Source organism: Thauera carbonicopians, assembly GCF_025699485.1.
In the GTDB taxonomy this organism is placed as follows: domain Bacteria; phylum Pseudomonadota; class Gammaproteobacteria; order Burkholderiales; family Rhodocyclaceae; genus Thauera.
In genome coordinates, this window is the sequence record NZ_JANUXN010000005.1 from 153,772 (window position 1) to 174,397 (window position 20,626).

The window sequence follows — 20,626 nt, forward strand, 5'->3', positions numbered from 1 at the left end:
GGCGTGACGAATGGAAGCGATGAGCGAACGTATGGAGAACAAAAAATCCAGAGGGCGGTATGACTTCTCCGCCTCTGTCCGCCGGCAGATCGCCGAGCGTGCGGGGTACCAGTGCAGCTTCCCCGGGTGCAATCGCCGGACCACGGGTATCGGGGCCAATGGTCAATATGTTTCCCACAGCGGATACGCTGCCCACATCTACTCCGCAGCTTCCAATGGACCCCGCGGCCAAGGCGGGTTGACGCCCGAGGAGTTGCACAGCGCGGACAACGGGATATGGCTCTGTGGCAGACATGCCAAGCTCGTGGACAACCACCAGGGAAGTGCCTATCCGCCGGAGGTACTGCATAGCTACAAGGCCCTGCACGAGTCACGTGTTGCCCTGGAGCACGAACGATTGTTCCCACCGATCGGTTGGCTGCACGAGTTCTCAGTCGGGCAGAATCCGTTGTTCGTGTCGGGGCAGCGCTTCCAGTTCGCCAAGCTGAATCTACTCTATGGGATGAACGGAACCGGCAAGACAGCATTAATTGAATGGATTACCGGATTTTTCGATCCGGAGCGATTTTCGCACTGGATGACTGTCCAGTCATTGCCGATCCAGGTGAGGATGTCGGTGTTGAATCCAAAGCTGCAGCAACTGTCCGTGACCGCATCAGGGGGCGATGCGGCCTACGAGATCGACGGGAGCCCGTGTGCCTTCGTGCCGTTGGGCTTTAAGGTGATTCAACCGTGCCGCTCGACCATAGCTTGTGGGGACCATATCGAGTGGTTGTCACGCGCCTTGGGTTTGCCGAAGGCGGTTATCAGGGGGTTGGTGCAGGAAGCGAACCGTTTTCCACACGCGAGAGCCGCTAATCTCCGCTTTGAGCGCAATCCGGGCGATGGGGTAGAGGTTCTCCGCCTGGATATGCCGGAAAGGCCACCAGGGGTAACTCTGAATAGTTTGAGTGGAGGCGAAGAGGCCGGAGTCGTACTGGAATTGGCTACCGCCGCGGCACGGCTTTCAGGCCGATACTGCCCCACGCTTCTAGTACTGGAGGAGATACCGTCGGTTTTCGTGGACGGCTTCTTCGATACCTACTCGCATCACCTGTTGGATCCGGTCAACCAGTTCCAGACGCTGATGAGTCTGCCGAATCGGGGATTGGACCTCGGTAACGTGCAATGGAATGGATGGCAGGTCATCCATACTCATGGCCAGCCGCCTGAATTGAAGTTCACATAGCGGCGATGCGCGTTTTGACGTGAGTGCCTACAGCCTAGTGGTGGGTGCTTTTGGCCGATATTATGTGGCGAGGCGGAGGAAGCTCAACCGAGTTTACCGAACTCAAAGCGGCAACTCAGACGTCAGCCTGATCTGCTGCATCGGGATGTCCGTCTTGACGCTTTGCACTCCCTTGATCCGCGTGAGGTGGTCGACCTGGAATTTCCGATAGGCGTTGAGGTCGGCGGCTACGATGCGGAGCAGGTCAGGCGGTCCAAAATATTGACGGCCACGGGGGCTTTGGAGTCTTTTTCGCGCTTGGCCCCATCGTAGCGGGCAAAGTTACTGCTAGTGGGTGCGCGTCCGACTGTCCGGAATCTATTGAACCCTCAACTCTGCGTTACTGCTTGGGGAGCGTCAGATGTTCCAGGCTTGCCATCGGCCAGCAGCCAGCACATCGCCACCGAGTTGTCGAGCACGAAACTCATGCTCGGCCTTCGTTGATCAGCGCCTTGAGATCGACCCCCTTGACGGGCGGCACTGCGCGCATGAACTGACGCATCGCCTCAACGGCCGCCACGGCATCCGCCTGCTCACTGCCTTCGGCCAGCACTAGGTCAGCAACCGGTTCGCCACGCAGGGTGATCGTGTAGCGCTTGCCTGCCTGTACGCCGCGGAGCAACTCCGGCAGCTTGGCCTTGGCCTCATACGAGCCGATTTCAACGTTCATGGCATTCTCCGGTTGAATCAGACTGGACTATAGACTAGTCCCAGTGGAATCAAGGACGGCGTTTCGTCCGCATAGAATCGGCCTTCAGCTGTTCGCCAAAGGTGGCCCCAGTGATACAACGACCACACGATACAAGGGTAACAATGGTGCTTCGACGAGGCACCAAGTCGCGCCGGCCTATGGCATCGTGACAGCCTCAGCGGTATCCGCGTGGCGCACGATTCCTGTGGGGTAAATGCACTGACCCCGCGACTTTGGGGCAACGCCCGAATTTTTACCTCACAGCCTCCTCGTCAATCGCCGTGGAGATCGCGCTATGACTGAGGCTGAACACGTCCGCTGCGCGCCCTCGATCAATCGTCGCGCACGACCTGCCCCACCACCGCCAGAGGTTCGCCGGTCGTGCCCGCCACCCCGTCCCAGCCGCCGCCGAGCGCGCGTATCAGCCCCACCGTGCTGCGCGCGCGCTCGCCGTCGAGCTGGACGGCCGCCCGTCGCTGCTGCAGCACGCTGCGGTCGGCATCGATGACCTCGAAATGGCTCGTTGCCCCTTCGCGATACTGCAGGCGGGACAGGCGGGCGGCGCGCTCGGCGGCGGCGACCGCCTCGTCCTGCGCGTGGGTGCGCGCGCCGAGCAGGCGCAGCGCGGCGAGGCCGTCCTCGACCTCGCGGAAGGCCTCGAGCACGCTCTGGCGGTAGCGCGCGACCTCCTCTTCGTACACCGCGCGGGCGCGGTCGAGCCCGGCCTGCCTGCGGCCGCCGTCGAAGATCGGCAGCGACAGCATGCCGCCCACCAGCGGGCCGAGCAGGAAGGTCCGGCTGGACCACTGGAAGAGGTCGCCGAGTTCGGCCGACTCGTGGCCGAACGCGCCGGTCAGCGTCAGGCGCGGGAAGAAGGCCGCGTGCGCCGCGCCGATGCGGGCATTGGCGGCGGCCATGGCGCGCTCGGCGGCGGCGATGTCGGGGCGGCGTTCGAGCAGCGCCGACGGCAGCCCGGCCGGCACCTCGACCGTGATCCGCCCGAGCGGCCGCGGTGCGAAGTCGAACGCGGCCGGCGGTCGGCCGAGCAGGATCGCGAGCGCGTGCTCGGCCATGGCGCGGCGGCGGGCGATGCCGTGCGCCTCGGCCTGGGTCGCGGCCAGTTCGGTGCGGGCGCGGGCGACTTCGAGTTCGCCGATGTCGCCGGCCTCGAAGCGGCGCCGCACCAGTTCCAGCGCCTCGGCGCGCAGGCTCACGGTGGCGTCGAACAGAGCCTGCTCGGCGTCGAGTTCGCGAAGCAGAAAATAGGCCTGGGCGACGTCGGCCTGCAGCGCGAGCTGCACCGAGCGCAGCAAGGCCTCGTACTGCTGGCTGTCGGCGCCGGCGGCGGCGACCGTCGAGGCGACGCGGCCGAACAGGTCGACCTCGTAGGCGATGCCGAGCTGCGCGCGCCACAGGGTGTCGGGCGACACCGGGGCATCCTCGTCCAGGCCCTGGGAGGCGGGCGAGGGCCGCTGGCGGGTGGGGCCGAAGCCGGCGTCGACCTGCGGCATGCGCTCGGCACGGGCGCTGCCTTCCAGCGCGCGCGCCTGGGCGAGGCGTGCGGCGGCGGCCTTGAGATCCTGATTGGACTCCAGCGCCTCGGCCTGGAGCGCGTTCAGCACGTCGTCGCCGAACAGCCGCCACCATTCGCCGCGGTGCCGGTCCTCGGCCGGCGTGGCGGTCTTCCAGCGCGCCGCGGCGGCGGCTTCGAGCGCCGGGTCGGCTTCCTTGAACGCGGCCGGGGTGGTGACCGCCGGGCGTTCGTAGACCGGTGCCAGCGAGCAGCCGGCGAGCGTGAGCAGGGTGGCGAGCAGCAGCGGAATCCGCCGCGCGCGGGAGCTGCGTGTGTGGGGTGCTCTCATGTCGTCGGCTCCGTGCTCAGGACGCGAGATGGGGTGCGGGAATCGGCGCCGCATGCGGGCTGGCGCTGTGCAGCTTGCGGCCGCCGCCCAGCGTGCGCAGCAGCACGTAGAACACCGGCGTCAGGAAGAGGCCGAACACGGTCACTCCGAGCATGCCGAAGAACACCGCCACGCCCATCGCCTGGCGCATCTCGGCGCCGGCGCCGGACGACAGCACCAGCGGCACCACGCCCATGATGAAGGCAATGGAGGTCATCAGGATGGGACGCAGGCGCAGCCGGCTGGCTTCGATGGCGGCTTCCTTCGGCGTGCTGCCCTGCAGTTCCAGCTCGCGGGCGAACTCGACGATGAGGATGGCGTTCTTGGCCGACAGCCCCACCAGCACCATCAGTCCGATCTGGGTGAACAGGTTGTTGTCGCCGCCGGTCAGCCACACCCCGCCGAGCGCGGCGAGGATGCTCATCGGCACGATCATGATCACCGCCAGCGGCAGGGTCAGGCTCTCGTACTGGGCGGCCAGCACGAGGAAGACCAACAGCACGCTCAGCGGGAAGATCCATACCCCGGCATTGCCCGCCAGGATCTTCTGGTAGGTGAGGTCGGTCCATTCGAAGCGGATGCCGGGCGGCAGGACTTCGGCGGCGATGCGCTCGGCCGCGGCCTCGGCTTGGTCGGAGGAATAGCCGGGCGCCGGGCCGCCGTTGATGTCGGCCGCGGTGTAGCCGTTGTAGCGCACCACCATCTCCGGGCCGAAACCGTTGGACACCCTCACCAGCGAAGACAGCGGCACCATCTCGCCGGCGGCGTTGCGCGTCTTCAACTGGCCGATGTCCTCGGGCCGGGCGCGGAAGGGGGCGTCGGCCTGGGCGCGCACCTGGTAGACGCGGCCGAAGCGGTTGAAGTCGTTCACGTACAGCGAGCCGAGATAGATCTGCATGGTGTCGAACACGTCGGTGACCGACACGCCGAGCTGCTTGGCCTTGACCCGGTCCAGATCCACGTCGAGCTGCGGCACGTTGATCTGATAGCTGGTGAAGGCGGGGCCGAGTTCCGGCGCCTCTTGCGCGGCGGCGATGAAGGCGCGCGCAGCGGCGTCGAGTTCGGCATAGCCGAGCGCGCCGCGGTCCTCGATCTGCAGCTTGAAGCCGCCCAGCGTGCCCAGGCCCATCACCGGCGGCGGCGGGAACACGGCGATGAAGGCGTCCTTGATCGCGGCGTACCGGCTGTCGAGCGCGGCGGTGATGGCGCCGGCCGAGAGTTCCGCCGCGCGCCGCTCGGCGAAGGGCTTGAGGGTGACGAACACGATGCCGGCCGAGGAGCTGTTGGTGAAGCCGTTGATCGACAGGCCGGGGAAAGCGATGGCGCTCTGCACGCCGGGCTGTTCCAGGGCGATCTCGCCCATGCGGCGGATGACCTCCTCGGTGCGGTCGAGCGAGGCGCCGTTGGGCAGTTGGGCGAAGCTGATCAGGTATTGCTTGTCCTGCGCCGGCACGAAGCCGCCGGGCAGGATCCACGACACGCCGGCGGTGAGCGCCAGCAGCACCGCGTACAAGCCCATCATCCTGCCCTTGCGCACGATCGCGCCGCCGACGCCGCGGCCGTAGTCTTCCGAGGCGCGGCCGAAGGCGCGGTTGAAGCGGGCGAAGAAGCCGCCGAGCGTGCGGTTCATCGCCCGCGTCAGCCAGTCGGGCCGGTGGTCGTGGTGGCCTTTCAGCAGCAACGCGGCCAGTGCCGGCGACAGGGTCAGCGAGTTGAAGGCGGAGATCACCGTGGAGATGGCGATGGTCATCGCGAACTGCTTGTAGAACTGGCCGGTGAGCCCGGTCATGAAGGCGAGCGGCACGAACACCGCCACCAGGGTGAGCGCAATGGCGATGATCGGGCCGCTGACCTCCTGCATCGCGCGGTAGGTGGCGTCGCGCGGCGCGAGGCCGGCGGCGATGTTGCGCTCGACGTTCTCGACCACGACGATGGCGTCGTCCACCACGATGCCGATCGCCAGCACCATGCCGAACAGCGACAGCGCGTTGATCGAATAGCCGAAGGCCAGCATCAGGCCGAAGGTGCCGACGATGGACACCGGCACCGCCAGCAGCGGAATGATGGAGGCGCGCCAGGTCTGCAGGAACAGGATCACCACCAGCACCACCAGCGCCACCGCCTCGAGCAGCGTCACCACCACGGCCTTGATGCTGGCGCGCACGAACTGGGTGGGGTCGTATTCGATGCGGTAGTCGACCGAGTCGGGAAAGTCCTGCTTCAGTTCCGCCATGGCCGCGCGCACCTGCTCGGACACCGCCAGTGCATTGGCGCCCGGCGACTGCATGATGCCCATGCCGATGGCGGGTTTGTTGTCGAGCAGCGAGCGCAGGCCGTACTCGGCCGCGTCCAGCTCGACGCGGGCGACGTCGCCGAGCCGGGTGACGCCGCCGTCGGCCGAGGTCTTGAGCACGATGTCGCGGAACTCCACCTCGGTGGTCAGCCGCCCCTGGGCATTCACCGAGAACTGCAGCGGCACGTCGGGCAGCGTGGGCGAGGCGCCGATCACGCCGGCCGCGACCTGCAGGTTCTGCTCGCGGATGGCGCGCACCACGTCGCTGGCGGTGAGGCCGCGCTGGGCGACCTTGTTCGGGTCCAGCCACACGCGCATGGCGTAGTTGCCCGCACCCCAGATCGCCACCTCGCCGACGCCGGTGATGCGCGACAGGCGGTCCTTGACGTTGAGCACCGCGTAGTTGCGCAGATAGGTGGCGTCGTAGCGGTCGTCCGGCGACACCAGATGCACCACCAGGGTCAGTGTCGGCGAGCTCTTCACCGTGGTCACGCCGAGCCGTTGCACGTCCTCCGGCAGCCGCGGCAGCGCCTGCGAGACGCGGTTCTGCACCAGTTGCTGGGCCTTGTCCGGGTCGACGCCGAGGCGGAAATGCACGGTGAGCGTGAGGTTGCCGTCGCTGTTGGCCTGCGACTGCATGTACAGCATGTCCTCGACGCCGTTGATCGACTCTTCCAGCGGCGAGGCCACGGTCTCGGCGATCACCTTGGGGTTGGCGCCGGGGTACTGGGCGCGCACCACCACCGAGGGCGGCACCACTTCCGGGTACTCCGAGATCGGCAACTGGAACATCGCCAGCAGGCCGCCGAGCAGGATCAGTACCGACAGCACGCTGGCGAAGATCGGCCGGTCGATGAAGAATTTCGAGATGTTCATGGCGGCGCGCTCAGCTCTTGTCGGGGTCGCCGGCATCGCGCGCGGCGGCGGCCGGGGCGGGGGCGCCCGACATCAGCACCGGCCGGGGATCGACCGCCTGCCCGGGGCGGGTGCGCTGCAGGCCGTTGACCACGATGCGCTCGCCCTCCCGCAGCCCCTCCTCGACGATCCGCAGCGGCCCCTGCGCGGCGCCCAGCGTGACTTCGCGGTAGGCGGCGCGGTTGGCCTCGTCCACCACCAGCACGAAACGCTTGTCCTGGTCGGTGCCGATCGCCTTCTCGTCGATCAGAACGGCCTCACGCGGCGTGCTGCTGCCCAGCCGGATGCGGGCGTAGAGGCCGGGCAGCAGGGTGCCGTCGGCGTTGTCGAACACGGCACGCACGCGGATCGTGCCGCTGGAAGTGTCCATGCGGTTGTCCACCGAGCTGACCGTGCCGCGGCGCGGATGGCCGTCCTCGTTGGCCAGCCCCAGGTGCACCGGCACGCCGGCCTCGCCCTGGCGACCGTTGATGATGGCGAGGAAACTCTGCTCATCGACGTCGAAGGCGGCGTACATGCGCGCCATCGACACCAGCGTGGTCAGCGGCGGCGTGCCCGGCCCGGCGGCGACGACGTTGCCGACGGTCGCTTCCGCCCGCGACAGCTTGCCGGCCACAGGCGCGGTGATGCGGGTGTATTCGAGGTCGAGGCGGGCCGATTCGAGCGCGGCGCGGGCGGCCAGCCGGTTGGCCTCGGCCTCGCGCGCGGCGTTGCGCTTCTCTTCGTAGTCGCGCCGGGCGATGGCGTTGTCGACGATCAGCCGTTCGCCACGTGCGAGATCGCCGGCAGTGTAGGCGGCGCGCGCTTCGGCGGCGGCGAGCCGGGCACGGGCATGTTCGAGCGCGGCGGCGTAGGGCCGGGGGTCTATGGTGAATAGCGGATCGCCCTTGTTCACCAGCGCGCCGTCCTGGAAATGCACCGCAGTGATGGTGCCGGATACCAGCGGCCGGATCTCGACCCGGTCCACCGCTTCCAGCCGGCCGGAATAGCTGTGCCAGTCGGTGATCTGCCGGCTGGCGACGGTCGCCACATCGACCGGGCTGGGCGGCGGCGCGACGGTGGCCTGGGCATCGGCCTGCGGGCCGAATGCGGCGAAGCCGCCGCCGAGGACGAGCAGCACCGCGATCGCGGCGGCGAGGGCATGGGGCTTGCGCGAGAGGGACATCGTGTACTCCTTGTCGGGGGATCGCGGCGCCGGCAGGCGGCGGGCGATCAGGTGTTTCAGGGGCGCTCCGGTGGCGGGGCGTCGTGCCTGGCCGCATGCGTGGCGGCTTCGGTCATGTCGCAGTGCATCAAATCTTGGCTGTTGTTTTGTCCTGGATAAATGTGCCGAATTCGGAAACACTATTCGCTCATCGCGAATAATCTCAGCCAGGATTGACGGATAATTCGCCCACCGGCGGGTTCGCGGACAGGAATCAGGAGCAGGGGAAATGGATCGTTTTCAGGCCATGCAGGTGTTCACGCGCGTGGTGGATGCCAACAGCTTTTCGCGCGCGGCCGACAGCCTCGGGCTGCCGCGCGCCACCGTCACCACCATCATCCAGAATCTCGAACGCCTGCTGCAGGTGCGGCTGCTCAACCGCAGCACGCGGCGGCTGAGCCTGACCCAGGACGGCGCCGCCTACTACGAACGCTGCGTTGCCATCCTGGCCGACGTCGAGGAGACCGAGGCCTCGTTCCGCGAAGCCGCGCGCGCGCCGCGCGGCCGGCTGCGCATCGACGTGCCGGCCGCGCTTGGCCGCCTGGTATTGATTCCCTATCTGTGCGAGTTCCATACCCGCCATCCCGAGGTCGAGCTCGCCATCGGCATGAGCGACCGGCCGGTGGACATGGTGCGCGAGGCGGTCGACTGCGCGATCCGGATCGGCCAGTTGCCGGACTCCTCGCTGGTGGCGCGCCGTATCGGCACCTTCTTCGTCGTTACCTGCGCGGCGCCGGCCTACCTCGAACGCCACGGCGAACCGAAGGCCATCGCCGACCTCGCCGGGCATCACGCGGTGCATTACTTCTCCAGCCTGACCGGCCGTCCCATGGACTGGGATTTCGTCGTCGATGGTGAAGTCGCCGAGGTCAAGATGAAGGGCGTGGTGGCGGTCAACGATGGCGATGCCTACCTCGCCTGTGCGCTGCAGGGCTTCGGGCTGGTGCAGGCGCCGCGCTTCATGGTGTCGCCGCATCTGGAATCCGGCGCGCTGCAAGAGGTGCTGCCGCAGTGGCAGCCGTCCTCGCTGCCGATATCGGTGGTCTATCCCGCCAGCCGCCACCTGTCGCCCAAGGTGCGCGCCTTCGTCGATTGGGTCACCGAGCTGTTCGCCGCCTGCCCGCTGCTCGGCGGCCGCGCCGCGGTCGATTACTGCTGCAGCTACGAGGGGCCGTGCACCGGCAACACGCTGCGCTCGGTGGCCGAGCAACACAATCTGGCCGAGAGCGTGCTGTAGGCCCGGGACGGTTCAGCTGATTCAACCGCCTTTCGAGGTGGTCTGTGCGTTGCTGGGTGCAGGCCTGGCCGTGGCCAATCCGCGCATGGCGCGTGTACCGTATCGTGATGAGGATGGCGAGAGTGTGTGGGGTTCGCTCATGCGTCCTTCAGTCGGCTGCCCAGGATAGTGCGTCAGATGGCCGACCCGCAGGTCGCCCAGGCGCACTTCCAGTGTGCGCACGGTATTCATTCCGGATCCTTCAGATGCTCGAATTCGGTCAGCAGATCCATCGGGGCTGATTCAGGGACGGGCGGGGTCGATTTGCCGGAAAGCCGTTTCTGCTCCAGCAGAGCGGCTTGCCCGATCGGAACCAGCGCTACCTCCAGGCCGAGAGAACTGGCGTAGGTGAGGAAGGTGTCCAGCGTGACTTCGCGGCCGTTCTCGATCTTCGATACCGTGCCCTGGCGCATGTGTTTCACATTGCCCTGAGCCAGGCCGGCCGCTTCGCGGGCACGGCGCAACTGCTTGCCCAGCAGGGCGAGCGTTTCAGGGTTACGGACACGCGATTGCGGTTTCATGCCATACGACATAGCGATTCATCTTTGCTGTATTTATACGATAAAGCGTGTTTTTTGCAAGGTATAAGTCGCTATGGCGTATAAAAATTGAACTCCGATCAGATCATCTCCAGCGGGCTGGGCCTCGTCGGCGGCGGAAAGATCCGATCCAGCTCCGCCCGAAGTTCGGCGTCGATGACGACATCCAGCGCGCCGAAGTTCTCCTCCACCCGGCCGCGGCCCGTCGCCTTAGGGATGGCGATGACACCTTCCTGATGGAGCAGCCAGGCCAGCGCCAGTTGGGCGGCGGTGACGCTCCGCGATGCGGCAAGCGATGCGAATTCCCGATTGCGCAGCAGCCGCGCCTGCTCCAGCGGCGAGTAGGCCATCACCGGCATGTTGCGGGCCTGGCACCAGGGCAGCAGATCCCATTCGATGCCGCGGCGGGACAGGTTGTACAGCACCTGATCGACGGCGCAGCGTTCACCTTCCGGCTCGGTGAACAGGGCTTTCATGTCCCGCACGTCCAGGTTGCTGACGCCCCAGTGGCGGATCTTGCCGGCCGCCCGCAGGCGCTCGAAGGCTTCCACGGTTTCATCGAGCGGGATCGAGCCGCTCCAGTGCAGCAGGTATAGATCCAGGCAATCCACGCCGAGCCGTTCCAGGCTGCGCTCGCAGGCGATGGGCATCGAGCGCCGGCCGGCGTTGTGCGGATAGACCTTGCTGACGATGAAGACCTGGTCACGGCGGCCGCGAATGGCTTCGCCGATCAAGGTCTCGGAAGCGCCTTCGCCGTACATCTCGGCGGTGTCGATCAGTGTCATGCCGAGGTCGATGCCGTGCTGCAGCGCGGCGATCTCGTCGGCCCTGCGCGCCGGGTCCTCGCCCATCATCCAGGTTCCCATGCCCAGCGCAGGGACGTGTTCTCCGGAGGGTAGTGCAATGGTCTTCATGTTTTTCATCCCATGATTGTCGGCTTGCCGTCGCATCGTAGATCAGTCGAGCCCGCAGAGGGCGGCCGACAGGCGGTGCGGGCGCTGCCCACGACCCTCCGTCCCGCCCGCGTTACAATCCCAGCCTTCAACCGCCCACCGGGCGGTGTTTTTTGCGAATTTGCGAGCGTCCCCATGTCCGGAACCCTTTTCATCGTCACCGCGCCGTCCGGCGCCGGCAAGACCACGCTGGTGCATGGTCTGCTGCAGCGCGATGCGCGCGTGCAGCTGTCGATCTCGTACACCACGCGTGCGCCGCGCGCCGGCGAGCAGGACGGGCGGGAGTACCACTTCGTCGATGTGCCGGCTTTCCGCGCCTTGCGCGACCGCGGCGAGTTCCTCGAGTGGGCCGAGGTGCATGGCAACTACTACGCTACCTCCAAGGTCTGGCTGCGCGAACAGATCGCCGCCGGGCGCGACACCTTGCTGGAGATCGACTGGCAGGGCGCGCAGCAGGTGCGCAAGGTCTTCCCGGAGGCGGTGGGGGTGTTCATCCTGCCGCCGTCGATGGAGGAGCTCGAATCCCGCCTGCGCGGGCGCGGCACCGACAGCGACGAGGTCATCAGCCGGCGCCTGCTGGGCGCGCGCGGGGAAATGCGCCATGTGGCGGAATTCGACTACGTTATAATCAACGACGAAATCGATCAGGCGCTGGACGACCTGGTTGCCGTGGTACGCGCCTCGCGGCTGCGCCATGCCAGCCAGCACAAGCGCCATCCCGAATATTTCGACTTTTTGGAACAGGATTGAACATGGCCCGCATCACCGTCGAAGACTGCCTGAAGAAGATTCCCAACCGCTTCCAGCTCACGCTGGCGGCGACCTACCGCGCGCGCCAGCTGACCATCGGCAGCACGCCGCAGATCGAGCTCGACCCGTCCGACAAGGACAAGCCCACCGTGATCGCGCTGCGCGAAGTCGCCGCCGGCAAGGTCGGGCTGGAGATGCTGAACCGCGGCCAGGCCTGAGCCGGGTCGTGAGGGGCTAGACACATGGACGAGAGCGAGCGGGAAGCCCCTCAGGAACCTTTTCGCCCGCCGCCGTCGAGCGTGCTGTCGCTCGACTTCCAGGGACTGAAGACCAAGCTGCTGACCTACATGCGTGCCGAGGACGTCGGCCGCGTGGAGGCAGCCTATCACTTTGCCGCCGACGCCCATGCCGGGCAGTTCCGCGTCAGCGGCGAGCCCTACGTCAGCCATCCGGTCGCTGTGGCCTCGCTGGTGGCCGACTGGCACCTCGATCCGCAGGCGCTGATCGCCGCGCTCCTCCACGACGTGATGGAGGACACCCACATCCCCAAGGCGGAGATCGCCGAACGCTTCGGCAAGGTTTCGGCCGAGTTGGTCGATGGCCTGTCCAAGCTCGACAAGATCGAGTTCCGCTCGCACGAGGAAGCGCAGGCCGAGAACTTCCGCAAGATGCTGCTGGCGATGGCGAGCGACCTGCGCGTCATCCTGATCAAGCTGGCCGACCGCCTGCACAACATGCGCACGCTCGGCCACATGCGCCCGGCCAAGCGCCGCCGCATCGCCAACGAGACGCTGGAAATCTACGCGCCGATCGCCAACCGGCTCGGCCTCAATGACCTGTACCGCGAGCTGCAGGAGCTGTCCTTCAGCAACAAGTACCCGCTGCGCTACCGGGTGCTGGCCAAGGCCATCCGTGCGGCGCGCGGCAACCGCCGCGAAGTGGTCGGCAAGGTCAGCACGGCGATCGAGGAACGGCTGCCGCAATGGGGCATCACCGCCGAGGTCAGCGGCCGCGAGAAACACCTCTACGGCATCTACCGCAAGATGGCCGAGAAGCACCTGTCGTTTTCGCAGGTGCTGGACATCTACGGCTTCCGCGTCATCGTCGGCGAGGTGTCGAGCTGCTATCTGGCGCTGGGTGCGCTGCACTCGATGTACAAGCCGGTGCCGGGCAAGTTCAAGGACTACATCGCGATCCCCAAGGCCAACGGCTACCAGAGCCTGCACACGACGCTGATCGGTCCCTTCGGCACGCCGGTCGAAGTGCAGATCCGCACGCGCGAGATGCACCACATCGCCGAGGCCGGCGTGGCCTCGCACTGGCTGTACAAGGAAGACGAGAAGACGCTGACCGAGCTGCAGCAGAAGACGCATTCCTGGCTGCAGTCCCTGCTCGAGCTGCAGTCCGCCTCGGGCGAGGCCACCGAGTTCCTCGAGCACGTCAAGATCGACCTGTTTCCGGGCGAGGTCTATGTGTTCTCGCCCAAGGGCACGATCTTCTCGATGCCCAAGGGCTCGACGCCGGTCGATTTCGCCTACGCGGTGCATACCGACATCGGCAACCGCTGCGTGGCCTGCCGCATCAACGGCGACCTGATGCCGCTGCGCAGCGAGCTGAACAATGGCGACCAGGTCGAGATCATCACCGCCGCCCATGCCAACCCCAACCCGGCCTGGCTGTCGTATGCGCGCACCGGCAAGGCGCGGGCGCAGATCCGCCATTTCATGAAGAACGCCCAGCAGGACGAGTCCGTCGCGCTGGGCGAGCGCCTGCTCAACCAGGCGCTGCGGCCGCATGGCCTGACCCTGGGCCAGATCTCGACTTTCGCCTGGGAGCGCTTCCTGCGCGACCGCGGCGTGCGCCACAAGAAGGAGATCTTCTCCGACCTCGGCCTGGGCAAGCGCCTGCCGGCGATCATCGCGCGCCGCCTGGCGCAGGCGCAGGACATGGAATCGGGCCGGCCCGACGTGATCAAGCCGAAGCCGGCGGGCGCGATCACGATCCGCGGTTCCGAAGGCATCGCGGTGCAGCTGGCGCGCTGCTGTCATCCGATCCCGGGCGATCCGATCATCGGCACGCTGCGCAAGGGCCAGGGGCTGGAAGTGCATACCCACGACTGCCCGAGCGTGGCCAAGCTGCGCGGCGACCGCGGGCGCTGGGTGGATGTCGAATGGGAAGCCGGCGACGACCGCCTGTTCGACGTCGGCATCCGCGTGCTGACGCGCAACGCGCGCGGCGTGCTGGCGCGGGTGGCCAGCGCCATCGCCGAGGAAGACTGCAACATCCAGAGCGTGCACATGGACAACGAGCAGGGGGCCTACACCGCGCTCAACTTCACCTTGCAGGTGCGCGACCGCATGCACCTGGCGCGCGTCATGCGCGCGGTGCGGCGGGTGCAGGAAGTGGTGCGCATCGGCCGCGTCAAGGGCGACGGCCGCGCGGTCTGAAGCCTGCGCACGGGGCGGTGCATCGCCGCAGCGGCGCGTTTTGCCGCTGGCTGCTAGAATTGCGGCCACTTCAGAACAGGGGGGCCCGACGATGGCGATGTACGAATCCGATCACACCAAGTTCATGCGCGAGTGGATGGCCAAGCATCCCGAAGAGCAGACCGAGCAGAAGAAAGGCCGCGCCCTGTGGTGGGACAAGCCGCAATCGGTCGAGGAGCAGCAGCGCCTGCAGGAAGCGCGCGTGCCGGTGAAGCCCTACTACTACGACGCCAATCACTGAGCCGTCTCCCCTTGCTGCCGGGCCGGGCGCCGAACGCATGAGTCTGCCGCGCCGGCTTGCCTTCATCGACGTCGAAAGCACCGGCGCCCATCCGGTACGCGACCGCATCACCGAGATCGCCATCCTCCGTGTCGAGGATGGCGTGCTCGTCGACCGCTGGGAAAGCCTGGTCGACCCGCAGGCGCCCATCCCGCCGCTGATCCGGCAGATTACCGGCATCAGCGACGAAATGGTCGCCGGCGCGCCGTGCTTCGGCGAGCTCGCCGACCAGGTGCAGGCCTTGCTGGCCGGCCACGTGTTCGTCGCCCACAATGCCCGTTTCGATTTCGGCTTCATCAAGAATGCCTTCGCCCGCATCGGGCGGGATTTCGATGCGCCGGTGCTGTGTACCGTCAAGCTGTCGCGGGCGCTGTTTCCCGAGCATCACCGCCATGGGCTGGATGCGCTGATCGAGCGCCACGACCTGCACTGCGGCGCCCGCCACCGGGCGATGGGCGACACCGAGGCGCTGTGGCAGTTCGTGCAGCTGGCGCAGGCGCGCTTCGAGCCCGAAGTGCTGCAGCGCGCGGTCGAGCGCGCGATGAAGGCGCCGGCGTCGCCGCCCGGACTGCCGGAGGGCTTGCTCGAAGCCTTGCCGGACGAGCCCGGCCTCTATTTCCTGCATGCCGAAGCAGAAGCGCCACCGCCCGGACGCATCGACCGCCCGCTGTTCATCGGCCGCGCCGCCAGTCTGCGGGCAAGGGTCAAGGAGCATTTCGCCGGCAGCACGCGCAAGGGCAAGGGCGCCGAACTGCGCGAACGGACCCGCCGCATCGAATGGATAGCAACGGCCGGCGAACTCGGTTCGCTGCTGCTCGAAGCCGAGTTCGTCAAGCGCCTGCGGCCGCCGTCGAACCGCCTGCCCGAAGACGGTGGCGAAGCGTTTGCGCTACGCCTGATCGAGAATCGCCGGCGCGCGCCGATCTACGAGCGAGTGCCGGTCGCCGGCGCCGATCCCGCCACCTGGGCGGGCCTGCACGGCCTGTTCCGCAACAAGCGCGAGGCGGACAACCGGCTGCGCGAACTGGCCATGCTCTACCGCCTGTGCCCGCGCCGGCTCGGCCTGGAGCCGGGCACGGCCGGAGCATGCTCGGCGTTTCAGGCGCGCCGCTGCGCCGGCGTCTGTGCCCGCCGGGAAACGGCGGCGGAACACGACGCCAGGCTGCTGGGCGGCCTGGCCTCGCTCGGCGTCAAACCCTGGCCATGGCCGGGTGCGGTGGTGGTCGGCGAGCGCGATGCCCATTCGGGGCGCGAAGCCTGGCATGTCTTCGACCAGTGGTGCCACCTCGGCAGCGTGGCGCGGCGCGAGGAATTGCCGACGATAGGGAGGGAGCGCCGCTTCGACATCGACACCTGGCGCCTGCTCGGGCGCTGGTTCGCCGTGCCCGCCCATCTGGACGCTGTCGAGCCGTTCGAGTCCTGATGCGTGGCGAGGGTTTCTGCGGGGTGGGATGGGTCGAGCCGCGCAGGTCGAGCCGCGCAGCTAGAGCCGAGGGCGAAACCCATCACCTTCGACGGGCGTCATGGCCGATGGGTTTTGCTACGCTCTACCCATGCTACGGCTCTGAGGCAGTCGAGCCGTCGCCTTAATGCGATGCGGCGCGCCTGAGCTGGCTGACCTTGTCCAGCACCAGGCCGCGGCGCCCCTGCGGGCGCACCAGGCCGTCGCGGACGAAGCGCGACAGCACGCGCGAGAAGGTCTCGGGGGTGAGGTTGAGCTGGGCGGCGATGGTCTGCTTGTCGGAGGCGAGATGGATCTCCGCATGCTCGGCGCCCTGCGGCGCGAGCTGAGCCAGATACTGCGCCACGCGTTGGGTGCTGCTGAGCTGGATACAGAGCTGCATGTGCATCATCATCTCGTAGCTGGCGGCGGCGAGGCGGGTGCTCATGGCCTCGGCGAACGTGGGTTCGGCGGCCATCGCTTCGCGCACCAGCGCCACGGGAACCTGCAGCAGCCGGGTATTGCGTCCGGCCATTGCCATTGCCATCGCCGGGCGCCCCAGCAGGGCGGCTTCCTCGGCGAAAATGTCGCCGGCGCCGACGATGCGGATGAGCTTCTCGCTGCCCGAAGGCGCGAGCAGCAGGCATTTCACTTCGCCGTCGAGGACCACGTGCATACAGGAGGGAACGTCCTGCGCCTGGAGGACGATCTCGCCCCGTTCCGCGCGTATCAGGCGCGAGGCGGAGACCAGTTGGTGCAGGCGCGCGTCGCCGAGCAGATCGAAGGGCGCGATCTCGCTCAGGCTGGGGATGCTGGCGGGGGTCTTTACTCGTGTCATCATCGGCTCCTGCTGGCTGCAGCCAAGTCTAGTCAGGGGGGCTGATGCATCCAAGGCAGGGCGGCGGCGGTGCAGGCGCGCGGCATACCTCCAAAGAGGTATCTGCATGGCATGCAAGTGCCTGTAAACATTGGATGATATATTCGTTCCCCGGCCGATGTCGGCGCTTGCGGGTATAAAGGGGTAGGCCGGAAATCCGTACTTGAAATGAATGGGTGGGCGGGAATCGGTGTGAGCCGGATGGAAAACACAGGGGGCGTCGGCAAACGGGACGCCGGAGGGACTGCATGAAGTTCGCGATGCCGCGCCTGATCGTCAGGCATTCGATCCTGCTGCTGGTGGCGGTGGCGATGCTCGCGCTCGCGCTGATCAGCCTGGCCGGCATGAGCGCGTCGGTGATGGTCGCCGAGAGCGTGCAGGGCAGTGCCAGCGCGATCAACCACGCCGGCGCGCTGCGGCGGCTGACCCACCGGGCGGCGAGTCTGGTGATCGCGGGGGCGCCGAGCGGAACCTTGTCGCTGCCGCGGGTGGAGGCCGCCATCGCCGACTTCGAGCGCGTGCTGGAACACCCTGAACTGCAGCGCATCGTGCAGCGCGAGCCCGGCGGGCTGTTCGCCGCCACCTATCGCGGTGTCGAATCGGCCTGGCGGCTCAGCGTCAGATCCAGCCTGAAGGGCGTGGCGCAACTGGGGCCGGCGGCATCGGCCGGACAGATCGAGGCCTTGCTCGGCGACGTCGACCGTTTCGTCGATCAGCTCAATACCCTGGTGTTCGTGCTGGAGCAGGATACCGAGGCCCGCATCGGCGACCTGAGCGAGATCCTGGCCGGCGCCATCATCGCCACGCTGGTGGTCATCGCCGCGGCGCTGGTGGTGCTGCGCGCTTCGCTGCTGAAGCCGCTGGGCGGCCTGCTGGCGGCGACGCGGGCGGTCGCGCGCGGCGACTACTCGGCGCGCGTGGAGCACGTCGGCCACGACGAACTCGGCCGCGTGGGCGCGACCTTCAACCTGATGGCGGGCGAGATCTCGCGCCAGTACCAGACCCTGGAACAGCGCGTGGCCGAGAAGACGCTGGAGCTGCAGCGCAGCAACCGCGCGCTGGAACTGCTCTACCACGCCATCGCCCGCCTCTACCAGGCGCCGACCGAACCGGCGGTCTATGAGGCCACGCTGCGCGACATCGACCACGTCGCCGGCCTGGACGGCAGCTTCGCCTGTATCGAGCCCCGCCAGGGCGGGGCGGCAACGGTGATCGCCTCGACCATCGGCCCCTGCGTCGACCGCAGCGCGCGCGGCGACGAGGCCTGCAACGCCTGCCGCGCCCAATCGGCAGCAGGCGAAACGGTCGAGGGCGAGCGCAAGCTGCTGCGCTTTCCGCTGCGCGACCGCGAGCACCATTACGGCATGTTACGGCTGGCGCTGCCGGCCGACCATGGGCTGGAGGACTGGCAGCGCCAACTGGTCGAAGCGCTGTCGCGCCACATCGGCATGGCGCTTGGGGCCGCCCGCCGCGGCGAGCAGGAGCGCCTGCTGGCGCTGCAGGAAGAGCGCTCGGTGATCGCGCGTGAACTGCACGACTCGCTTGCGCAGTCGCTGTCCTACATGAAGATCCAGATGAGCCTGCTGCAGCGCGCGCTGGCCGATCCGGCGCGCCTGAGCGATGCGGACACGATCCTGGGCGACCTGCGCAACGGGGTGAATGACGCCTACCGCCAGTTGCGCGAACTGCTGGTGTCCTTCCGCCTCGAGCTGTCCGGCGACCTGCGCAGCCTGCTGCGCGCGGCGGTGGCGGAATACGGCGAGCGCGCGGATGTCGACATCACGCTCGACATCCGCCTGGCCGGCTGCAGCCTGACGCCCAACCAGGAAGTCCACGTGCTGCAGATCGTGCGCGAGGCGCTGTCGAACATGCTGCGCCACGCGCTGGCGCGCCATGCGCGCGTGGGCCTGGAGTGCGACGAAGCGGGCTACGTCACGGTCTCGATCGAGGACGACGGCGTCGGCATCGACGAAGGGCCGATCGGCGGCCGCGACCACCACGGCCTGTCGATCATGCGCGAACGCGCGCGCAGCCTCGGCGGCACGATCGAGATCGGCCGCCGCAGCGAAGGCGGCACCCGTGTCGGCGCCCGCTTCCAGGCCGTCACCGCCGCGCCTGCTTCCGCGCAATCCCCCCTGCCTGCCATTCCGCCCGCGTTCACGGGCACTGCACTGTTCCAGCAAGGAAACCGCCGATGAACGAACTGTCCGTCGAATCCATCCTGATCGTCGATGACCACCCCCTGTTCCGCAAGGGGCTCGCCCAGCTGCTGCAGACCGTGCCGGGCTTCCGCCTGGTGGGCGAGGCGGCCGGCGGCGAGGAGGGCATCGAGATGGCGCGCGCGCGGCAGCCGGACCTGGTGCTGCTCGACCTCAACATGCGCGACCTCAACGGCCTGGAAGTACTGCGCCAGTTGCGCCAGTTGAAACCCGAGCCGCGGGTGGTCATGATCACCGTGTCCGACCAGGGCGAGGACGTGGTCGCCGCGCTGCGCGGCGGCGCCGACGGCTATCTGCTGAAGGACATGGAGCCCGAGGCAATGCTGGAAGCGCTCGTCGCCGTCGCCGCCGGCCGCGTCGTCATTCCGCCGCAGCTCAACCACCTGCTGGCCGCGGCACTGCGCAGCGAAGCCCGGCCGCAGACGCCCGATGCCGCCGGCCTGACCGAACAGGAAACGCGCATCCTCGAGAAGATCGCTGCCGGGCTGTCGAACAAGATGATCGGGCGCGAGCTCGACATCGCCGAAGGCACGGTCAAGGTCCACGTCAAGCACATCCTGCGCAAGCTCGACCTGCGCTCGCGCGTCGAAGCCGCGGTGTGGGCGGTGGCGCACCTGCGCACCTGAGGCCGGGCAATCTTCCGCATTCGCGCCGTTCTTGACGGCGGTCAATGACCGCACTCCGACTATGGGTTTGAATCGGCGGCGTACATATGGCACGCCGTACATAGGCTGCCCGGAGGATTCGTGCAAACGGCTTCACTTTCCCGTCGGGGTTTTCTGCGTGGCGGCATGCGCGCGGTGGTCCCGGCCGTCCGTCCTCCGTGGGCGCGGGTCGAGGTGGCCTTCCTCGCCGCCTGTACCCGTTGCGATGCCTGTATCGACGCCTGTCCGACCGACATCCTGCTGAGGGCGGACGGCGGCTTTCCCGGCGTCGACTTTTCCGCCGGCGCCGGTGAATGCACGTTCTGCGGTGAATGCGTGGCGCACTGCGAACCGCAGGCCTTGGTGCGCAGCGCGGAAGACGGCGCGCCGTGGGCGCTGAAGGCGAGCATCGGCCGCGGCTGCCTCGCCGAATCGGGCGTCGAATGCCGTGTCTGCGGCGAAAACTGCCCGGTGGGAGCGATCCGCTTCCGTCCGCGTCTCGGCGGCGTGGCCTTGCCGCAACTGGACGCCGAAGCCTGTACCGGCTGCGGTGCCTGCTTCGCGCCCTGTCCGACGCGGGCGATCGCGGTGACGGCGGACAGGGCGGCGAACGAACTTCCGACAGAGAGCGAACGATGAAGATTGCAAGTCTGGTACTGCGGGCGCTGCCCGCGGATTTCCCGGAAATCAAGGCGGCGCTGGCACAAATCCCGGGGGTCGAGATCCACGGCTCTTCCGAGGAGGTCGGCCGCATCGTGGTCACGGTGGAGGATGGCGAGGGCTGGTCGGTCACCGATTCGATCCTCGCGGTGAACCTCGCGCCCAAGGTGCAGGCGGTGACGCTGGCTTACGAATATACCGATGACGGTCTGGAATTGACGGAGGAATGA

At 67.5% G+C, this 20,626-nt stretch carries 19 protein-coding genes; 11 read left to right on the forward strand and 8 right to left on the reverse strand.

Going from position 1 to position 20,626, the window contains the following annotated elements:
- The first annotated feature begins 10 nt into the window (after nt 1-10).
- A complete protein-coding gene (locus NX068_RS09765; RefSeq protein WP_263461082.1) occupies nt 11-1,228 on the forward strand; it encodes an ATP-binding protein in 1,218 nt (405 codons plus the stop codon).
- 102 nt (nt 1,229-1,330) lie between these two features.
- On the opposite strand, the gene NX068_RS21225 is transcribed toward NX068_RS09765, so the two are convergent.
- The 5 genes from NX068_RS21225 to NX068_RS09785 form a co-directional block, all read right to left on the reverse strand.
- Nucleotides 1,331-1,471 (reverse strand): Lrp/AsnC ligand binding domain-containing protein, encoded by a 141-nt coding sequence (locus tag NX068_RS21225; protein ID WP_327084817.1) that lies wholly within the window; start codon nt 1,469-1,471, stop codon nt 1,331-1,333.
- 220 nt (nt 1,472-1,691) lie between these two features.
- The gene (locus NX068_RS09770; RefSeq protein WP_263461083.1) at nt 1,692-1,937 is read right to left on the reverse strand and encodes a type II toxin-antitoxin system Phd/YefM family antitoxin; all 246 of its coding nucleotides are present in this window, start codon (nt 1,935-1,937) and stop codon (nt 1,692-1,694) included.
- A 353-nt stretch (nt 1,938-2,290) separates the two neighbouring features.
- The gene (locus NX068_RS09775; protein ID WP_263461084.1) at nt 2,291-3,820 is read right to left on the reverse strand and encodes an efflux transporter outer membrane subunit; all 1,530 of its coding nucleotides are present in this window, start codon (nt 3,818-3,820) and stop codon (nt 2,291-2,293) included.
- Between the two features lie 16 nt (nt 3,821-3,836).
- Nucleotides 3,837-7,028 (reverse strand): efflux RND transporter permease subunit, encoded by a 3,192-nt coding sequence (locus tag NX068_RS09780; protein WP_263461085.1) that lies wholly within the window; start codon nt 7,026-7,028, stop codon nt 3,837-3,839.
- A gap of 10 nt (nt 7,029-7,038) precedes the next feature.
- On the reverse strand, nt 7,039-8,232 hold the full coding sequence (locus NX068_RS09785; RefSeq protein ID WP_263461086.1) for an efflux RND transporter periplasmic adaptor subunit: 1,194 nt from the start codon (nt 8,230-8,232) through the stop codon (nt 7,039-7,041).
- Nucleotides 8,233-8,500: 268 nt separating this feature from the next.
- Between NX068_RS09785 and NX068_RS09790 the strand changes: the two genes are divergently transcribed.
- Nucleotides 8,501-9,508 carry a LysR family transcriptional regulator gene (locus NX068_RS09790; protein ID WP_263461087.1) on the forward strand — a complete coding sequence of 336 codons (1,008 nt, stop codon included), beginning with the start codon at nt 8,501-8,503 and terminating at the stop codon, nt 9,506-9,508.
- A gap of 227 nt (nt 9,509-9,735) precedes the next feature.
- On the opposite strand, the gene NX068_RS09795 is transcribed toward NX068_RS09790, so the two are convergent.
- Together NX068_RS09795 and NX068_RS09800 are read right to left on the reverse strand one after the other, a co-directional pair.
- Nucleotides 9,736-10,068, reverse strand: coding sequence for a helix-turn-helix domain-containing protein (locus NX068_RS09795; RefSeq protein ID WP_263461088.1), 333 nt, complete (start codon nt 10,066-10,068; stop codon nt 9,736-9,738).
- A 98-nt stretch (nt 10,069-10,166) separates the two neighbouring features.
- Nucleotides 10,167-11,000, reverse strand: coding sequence for an aldo/keto reductase (locus NX068_RS09800; protein WP_263461089.1), 834 nt, complete (start codon nt 10,998-11,000; stop codon nt 10,167-10,169).
- A 174-nt stretch (nt 11,001-11,174) separates the two neighbouring features.
- On the opposite strand from NX068_RS09800, the gene gmk reads away from it, so the two are divergent.
- The 5 genes from gmk (at nt 11,175) to NX068_RS09825 (ending at nt 15,978) form a co-directional block, all read left to right on the forward strand.
- The gene (gene gmk / locus NX068_RS09805; RefSeq protein ID WP_263461090.1) at nt 11,175-11,789 is read left to right on the forward strand and encodes a guanylate kinase; all 615 of its coding nucleotides are present in this window, start codon (nt 11,175-11,177) and stop codon (nt 11,787-11,789) included.
- Between the two features lie 2 nt (nt 11,790-11,791).
- The gene (rpoZ, locus tag NX068_RS09810) at nt 11,792-12,007 is read left to right on the forward strand and encodes a DNA-directed RNA polymerase subunit omega (RefSeq protein WP_263461091.1); all 216 of its coding nucleotides are present in this window, start codon (nt 11,792-11,794) and stop codon (nt 12,005-12,007) included.
- A gap of 24 nt (nt 12,008-12,031) precedes the next feature.
- Entirely contained in the window at nt 12,032-14,236 is a 2,205-nt protein-coding gene (locus tag NX068_RS09815; RefSeq protein ID WP_263461092.1) for a RelA/SpoT family protein, read from the forward strand.
- Nucleotides 14,237-14,327: 91 nt separating this feature from the next.
- Complete coding sequence (locus NX068_RS09820; protein ID WP_263461093.1) at nt 14,328-14,516, forward strand: DUF3460 family protein; 189 nt, start codon at nt 14,328-14,330, stop codon at nt 14,514-14,516.
- A 37-nt stretch (nt 14,517-14,553) separates the two neighbouring features.
- Entirely contained in the window at nt 14,554-15,978 is a 1,425-nt protein-coding gene (locus NX068_RS09825) for an exonuclease domain-containing protein (protein WP_263461094.1), read from the forward strand.
- Between the two features lie 163 nt (nt 15,979-16,141).
- Here the strand turns inward: NX068_RS09825 and NX068_RS09830 are convergent, their stop codons facing one another.
- A complete protein-coding gene (locus NX068_RS09830) occupies nt 16,142-16,837 on the reverse strand; it encodes a Crp/Fnr family transcriptional regulator (protein WP_263461095.1) in 696 nt (231 codons plus the stop codon).
- A gap of 284 nt (nt 16,838-17,121) precedes the next feature.
- Between NX068_RS09830 and NX068_RS09835 the strand changes: the two genes are divergently transcribed.
- The 4 genes from NX068_RS09835 to NX068_RS09850 all read left to right on the forward strand — a co-directional run bounded on the left by NX068_RS09835 (nt 17,122) and on the right by NX068_RS09850 (nt 20,626).
- On the forward strand, nt 17,122-19,071 hold the full coding sequence (locus tag NX068_RS09835) for a histidine kinase (RefSeq protein WP_263461096.1): 1,950 nt from the start codon (nt 17,122-17,124) through the stop codon (nt 19,069-19,071).
- Nucleotides 19,068-19,718, forward strand: a complete 651-nt coding sequence (gene narL / locus NX068_RS09840; protein ID WP_263461097.1) for a two-component system response regulator NarL — start codon at nt 19,068-19,070, stop codon at nt 19,716-19,718. The genes NX068_RS09835 and narL overlap by 4 nt, the downstream gene beginning before the upstream one ends.
- Nucleotides 19,719-19,838: 120 nt before the next feature.
- Nucleotides 19,839-20,375 carry a ferredoxin-type protein NapF gene (napF, locus tag NX068_RS09845; protein ID WP_263461098.1) on the forward strand — a complete coding sequence of 179 codons (537 nt, stop codon included), beginning with the start codon at nt 19,839-19,841 and terminating at the stop codon, nt 20,373-20,375.
- A complete protein-coding gene (locus NX068_RS09850; protein ID WP_263461099.1) occupies nt 20,372-20,626 on the forward strand; it encodes a chaperone NapD in 255 nt (84 codons plus the stop codon). Before napF ends, NX068_RS09850 begins: the two co-directional genes overlap by 4 nt.

Bases quoted from the DNA above. Each gene is read 5' to 3' on its own strand.
- NX068_RS09765 (WP_263461082.1), top strand. From the start codon at position 11: ATGGAAGCGATGAGCGAACGTATGGAGAACAAAAAATCCAGAGGGCGG.
- narL (WP_263461097.1), top strand. From the start codon at position 19,068: ATGAACGAACTGTCCGTCGAATCCATCCTGATCGTCGATGACCACCCC.
- NX068_RS09825 (WP_263461094.1), top strand. From the start codon at position 14,554: ATGAGTCTGCCGCGCCGGCTTGCCTTCATCGACGTCGAAAGCACCGGC.
- NX068_RS09795 (WP_263461088.1), bottom strand. From the start codon at position 10,068: ATGAAACCGCAATCGCGTGTCCGTAACCCTGAAACGCTCGCCCTGCTG.
- NX068_RS09800 (WP_263461089.1), bottom strand. From the start codon at position 11,000: ATGAAGACCATTGCACTACCCTCCGGAGAACACGTCCCTGCGCTGGGC.
- NX068_RS09835 (WP_263461096.1), top strand. From the start codon at position 17,122: ATGAAGTTCGCGATGCCGCGCCTGATCGTCAGGCATTCGATCCTGCTG.
- NX068_RS09785 (WP_263461086.1), bottom strand. From the start codon at position 8,232: ATGTCCCTCTCGCGCAAGCCCCATGCCCTCGCCGCCGCGATCGCGGTG.
- NX068_RS09830 (WP_263461095.1), bottom strand. From the start codon at position 16,837: ATGATGACACGAGTAAAGACCCCCGCCAGCATCCCCAGCCTGAGCGAG.
- NX068_RS09770 (WP_263461083.1), bottom strand. From the start codon at position 1,937: ATGAACGTTGAAATCGGCTCGTATGAGGCCAAGGCCAAGCTGCCGGAG.
- NX068_RS09775 (WP_263461084.1), bottom strand. From the start codon at position 3,820: ATGAGAGCACCCCACACACGCAGCTCCCGCGCGCGGCGGATTCCGCTG.
- rpoZ (WP_263461091.1), top strand. From the start codon at position 11,792: ATGGCCCGCATCACCGTCGAAGACTGCCTGAAGAAGATTCCCAACCGC.
- NX068_RS09820 (WP_263461093.1), top strand. From the start codon at position 14,328: ATGGCGATGTACGAATCCGATCACACCAAGTTCATGCGCGAGTGGATG.
- NX068_RS09815 (WP_263461092.1), top strand. From the start codon at position 12,032: ATGGACGAGAGCGAGCGGGAAGCCCCTCAGGAACCTTTTCGCCCGCCG.
- NX068_RS09850 (WP_263461099.1), top strand. From the start codon at position 20,372: ATGAAGATTGCAAGTCTGGTACTGCGGGCGCTGCCCGCGGATTTCCCG.
- gmk (WP_263461090.1), top strand. From the start codon at position 11,175: ATGTCCGGAACCCTTTTCATCGTCACCGCGCCGTCCGGCGCCGGCAAG.
- NX068_RS09780 (WP_263461085.1), bottom strand. From the start codon at position 7,028: ATGAACATCTCGAAATTCTTCATCGACCGGCCGATCTTCGCCAGCGTG.
- NX068_RS09790 (WP_263461087.1), top strand. From the start codon at position 8,501: ATGGATCGTTTTCAGGCCATGCAGGTGTTCACGCGCGTGGTGGATGCC.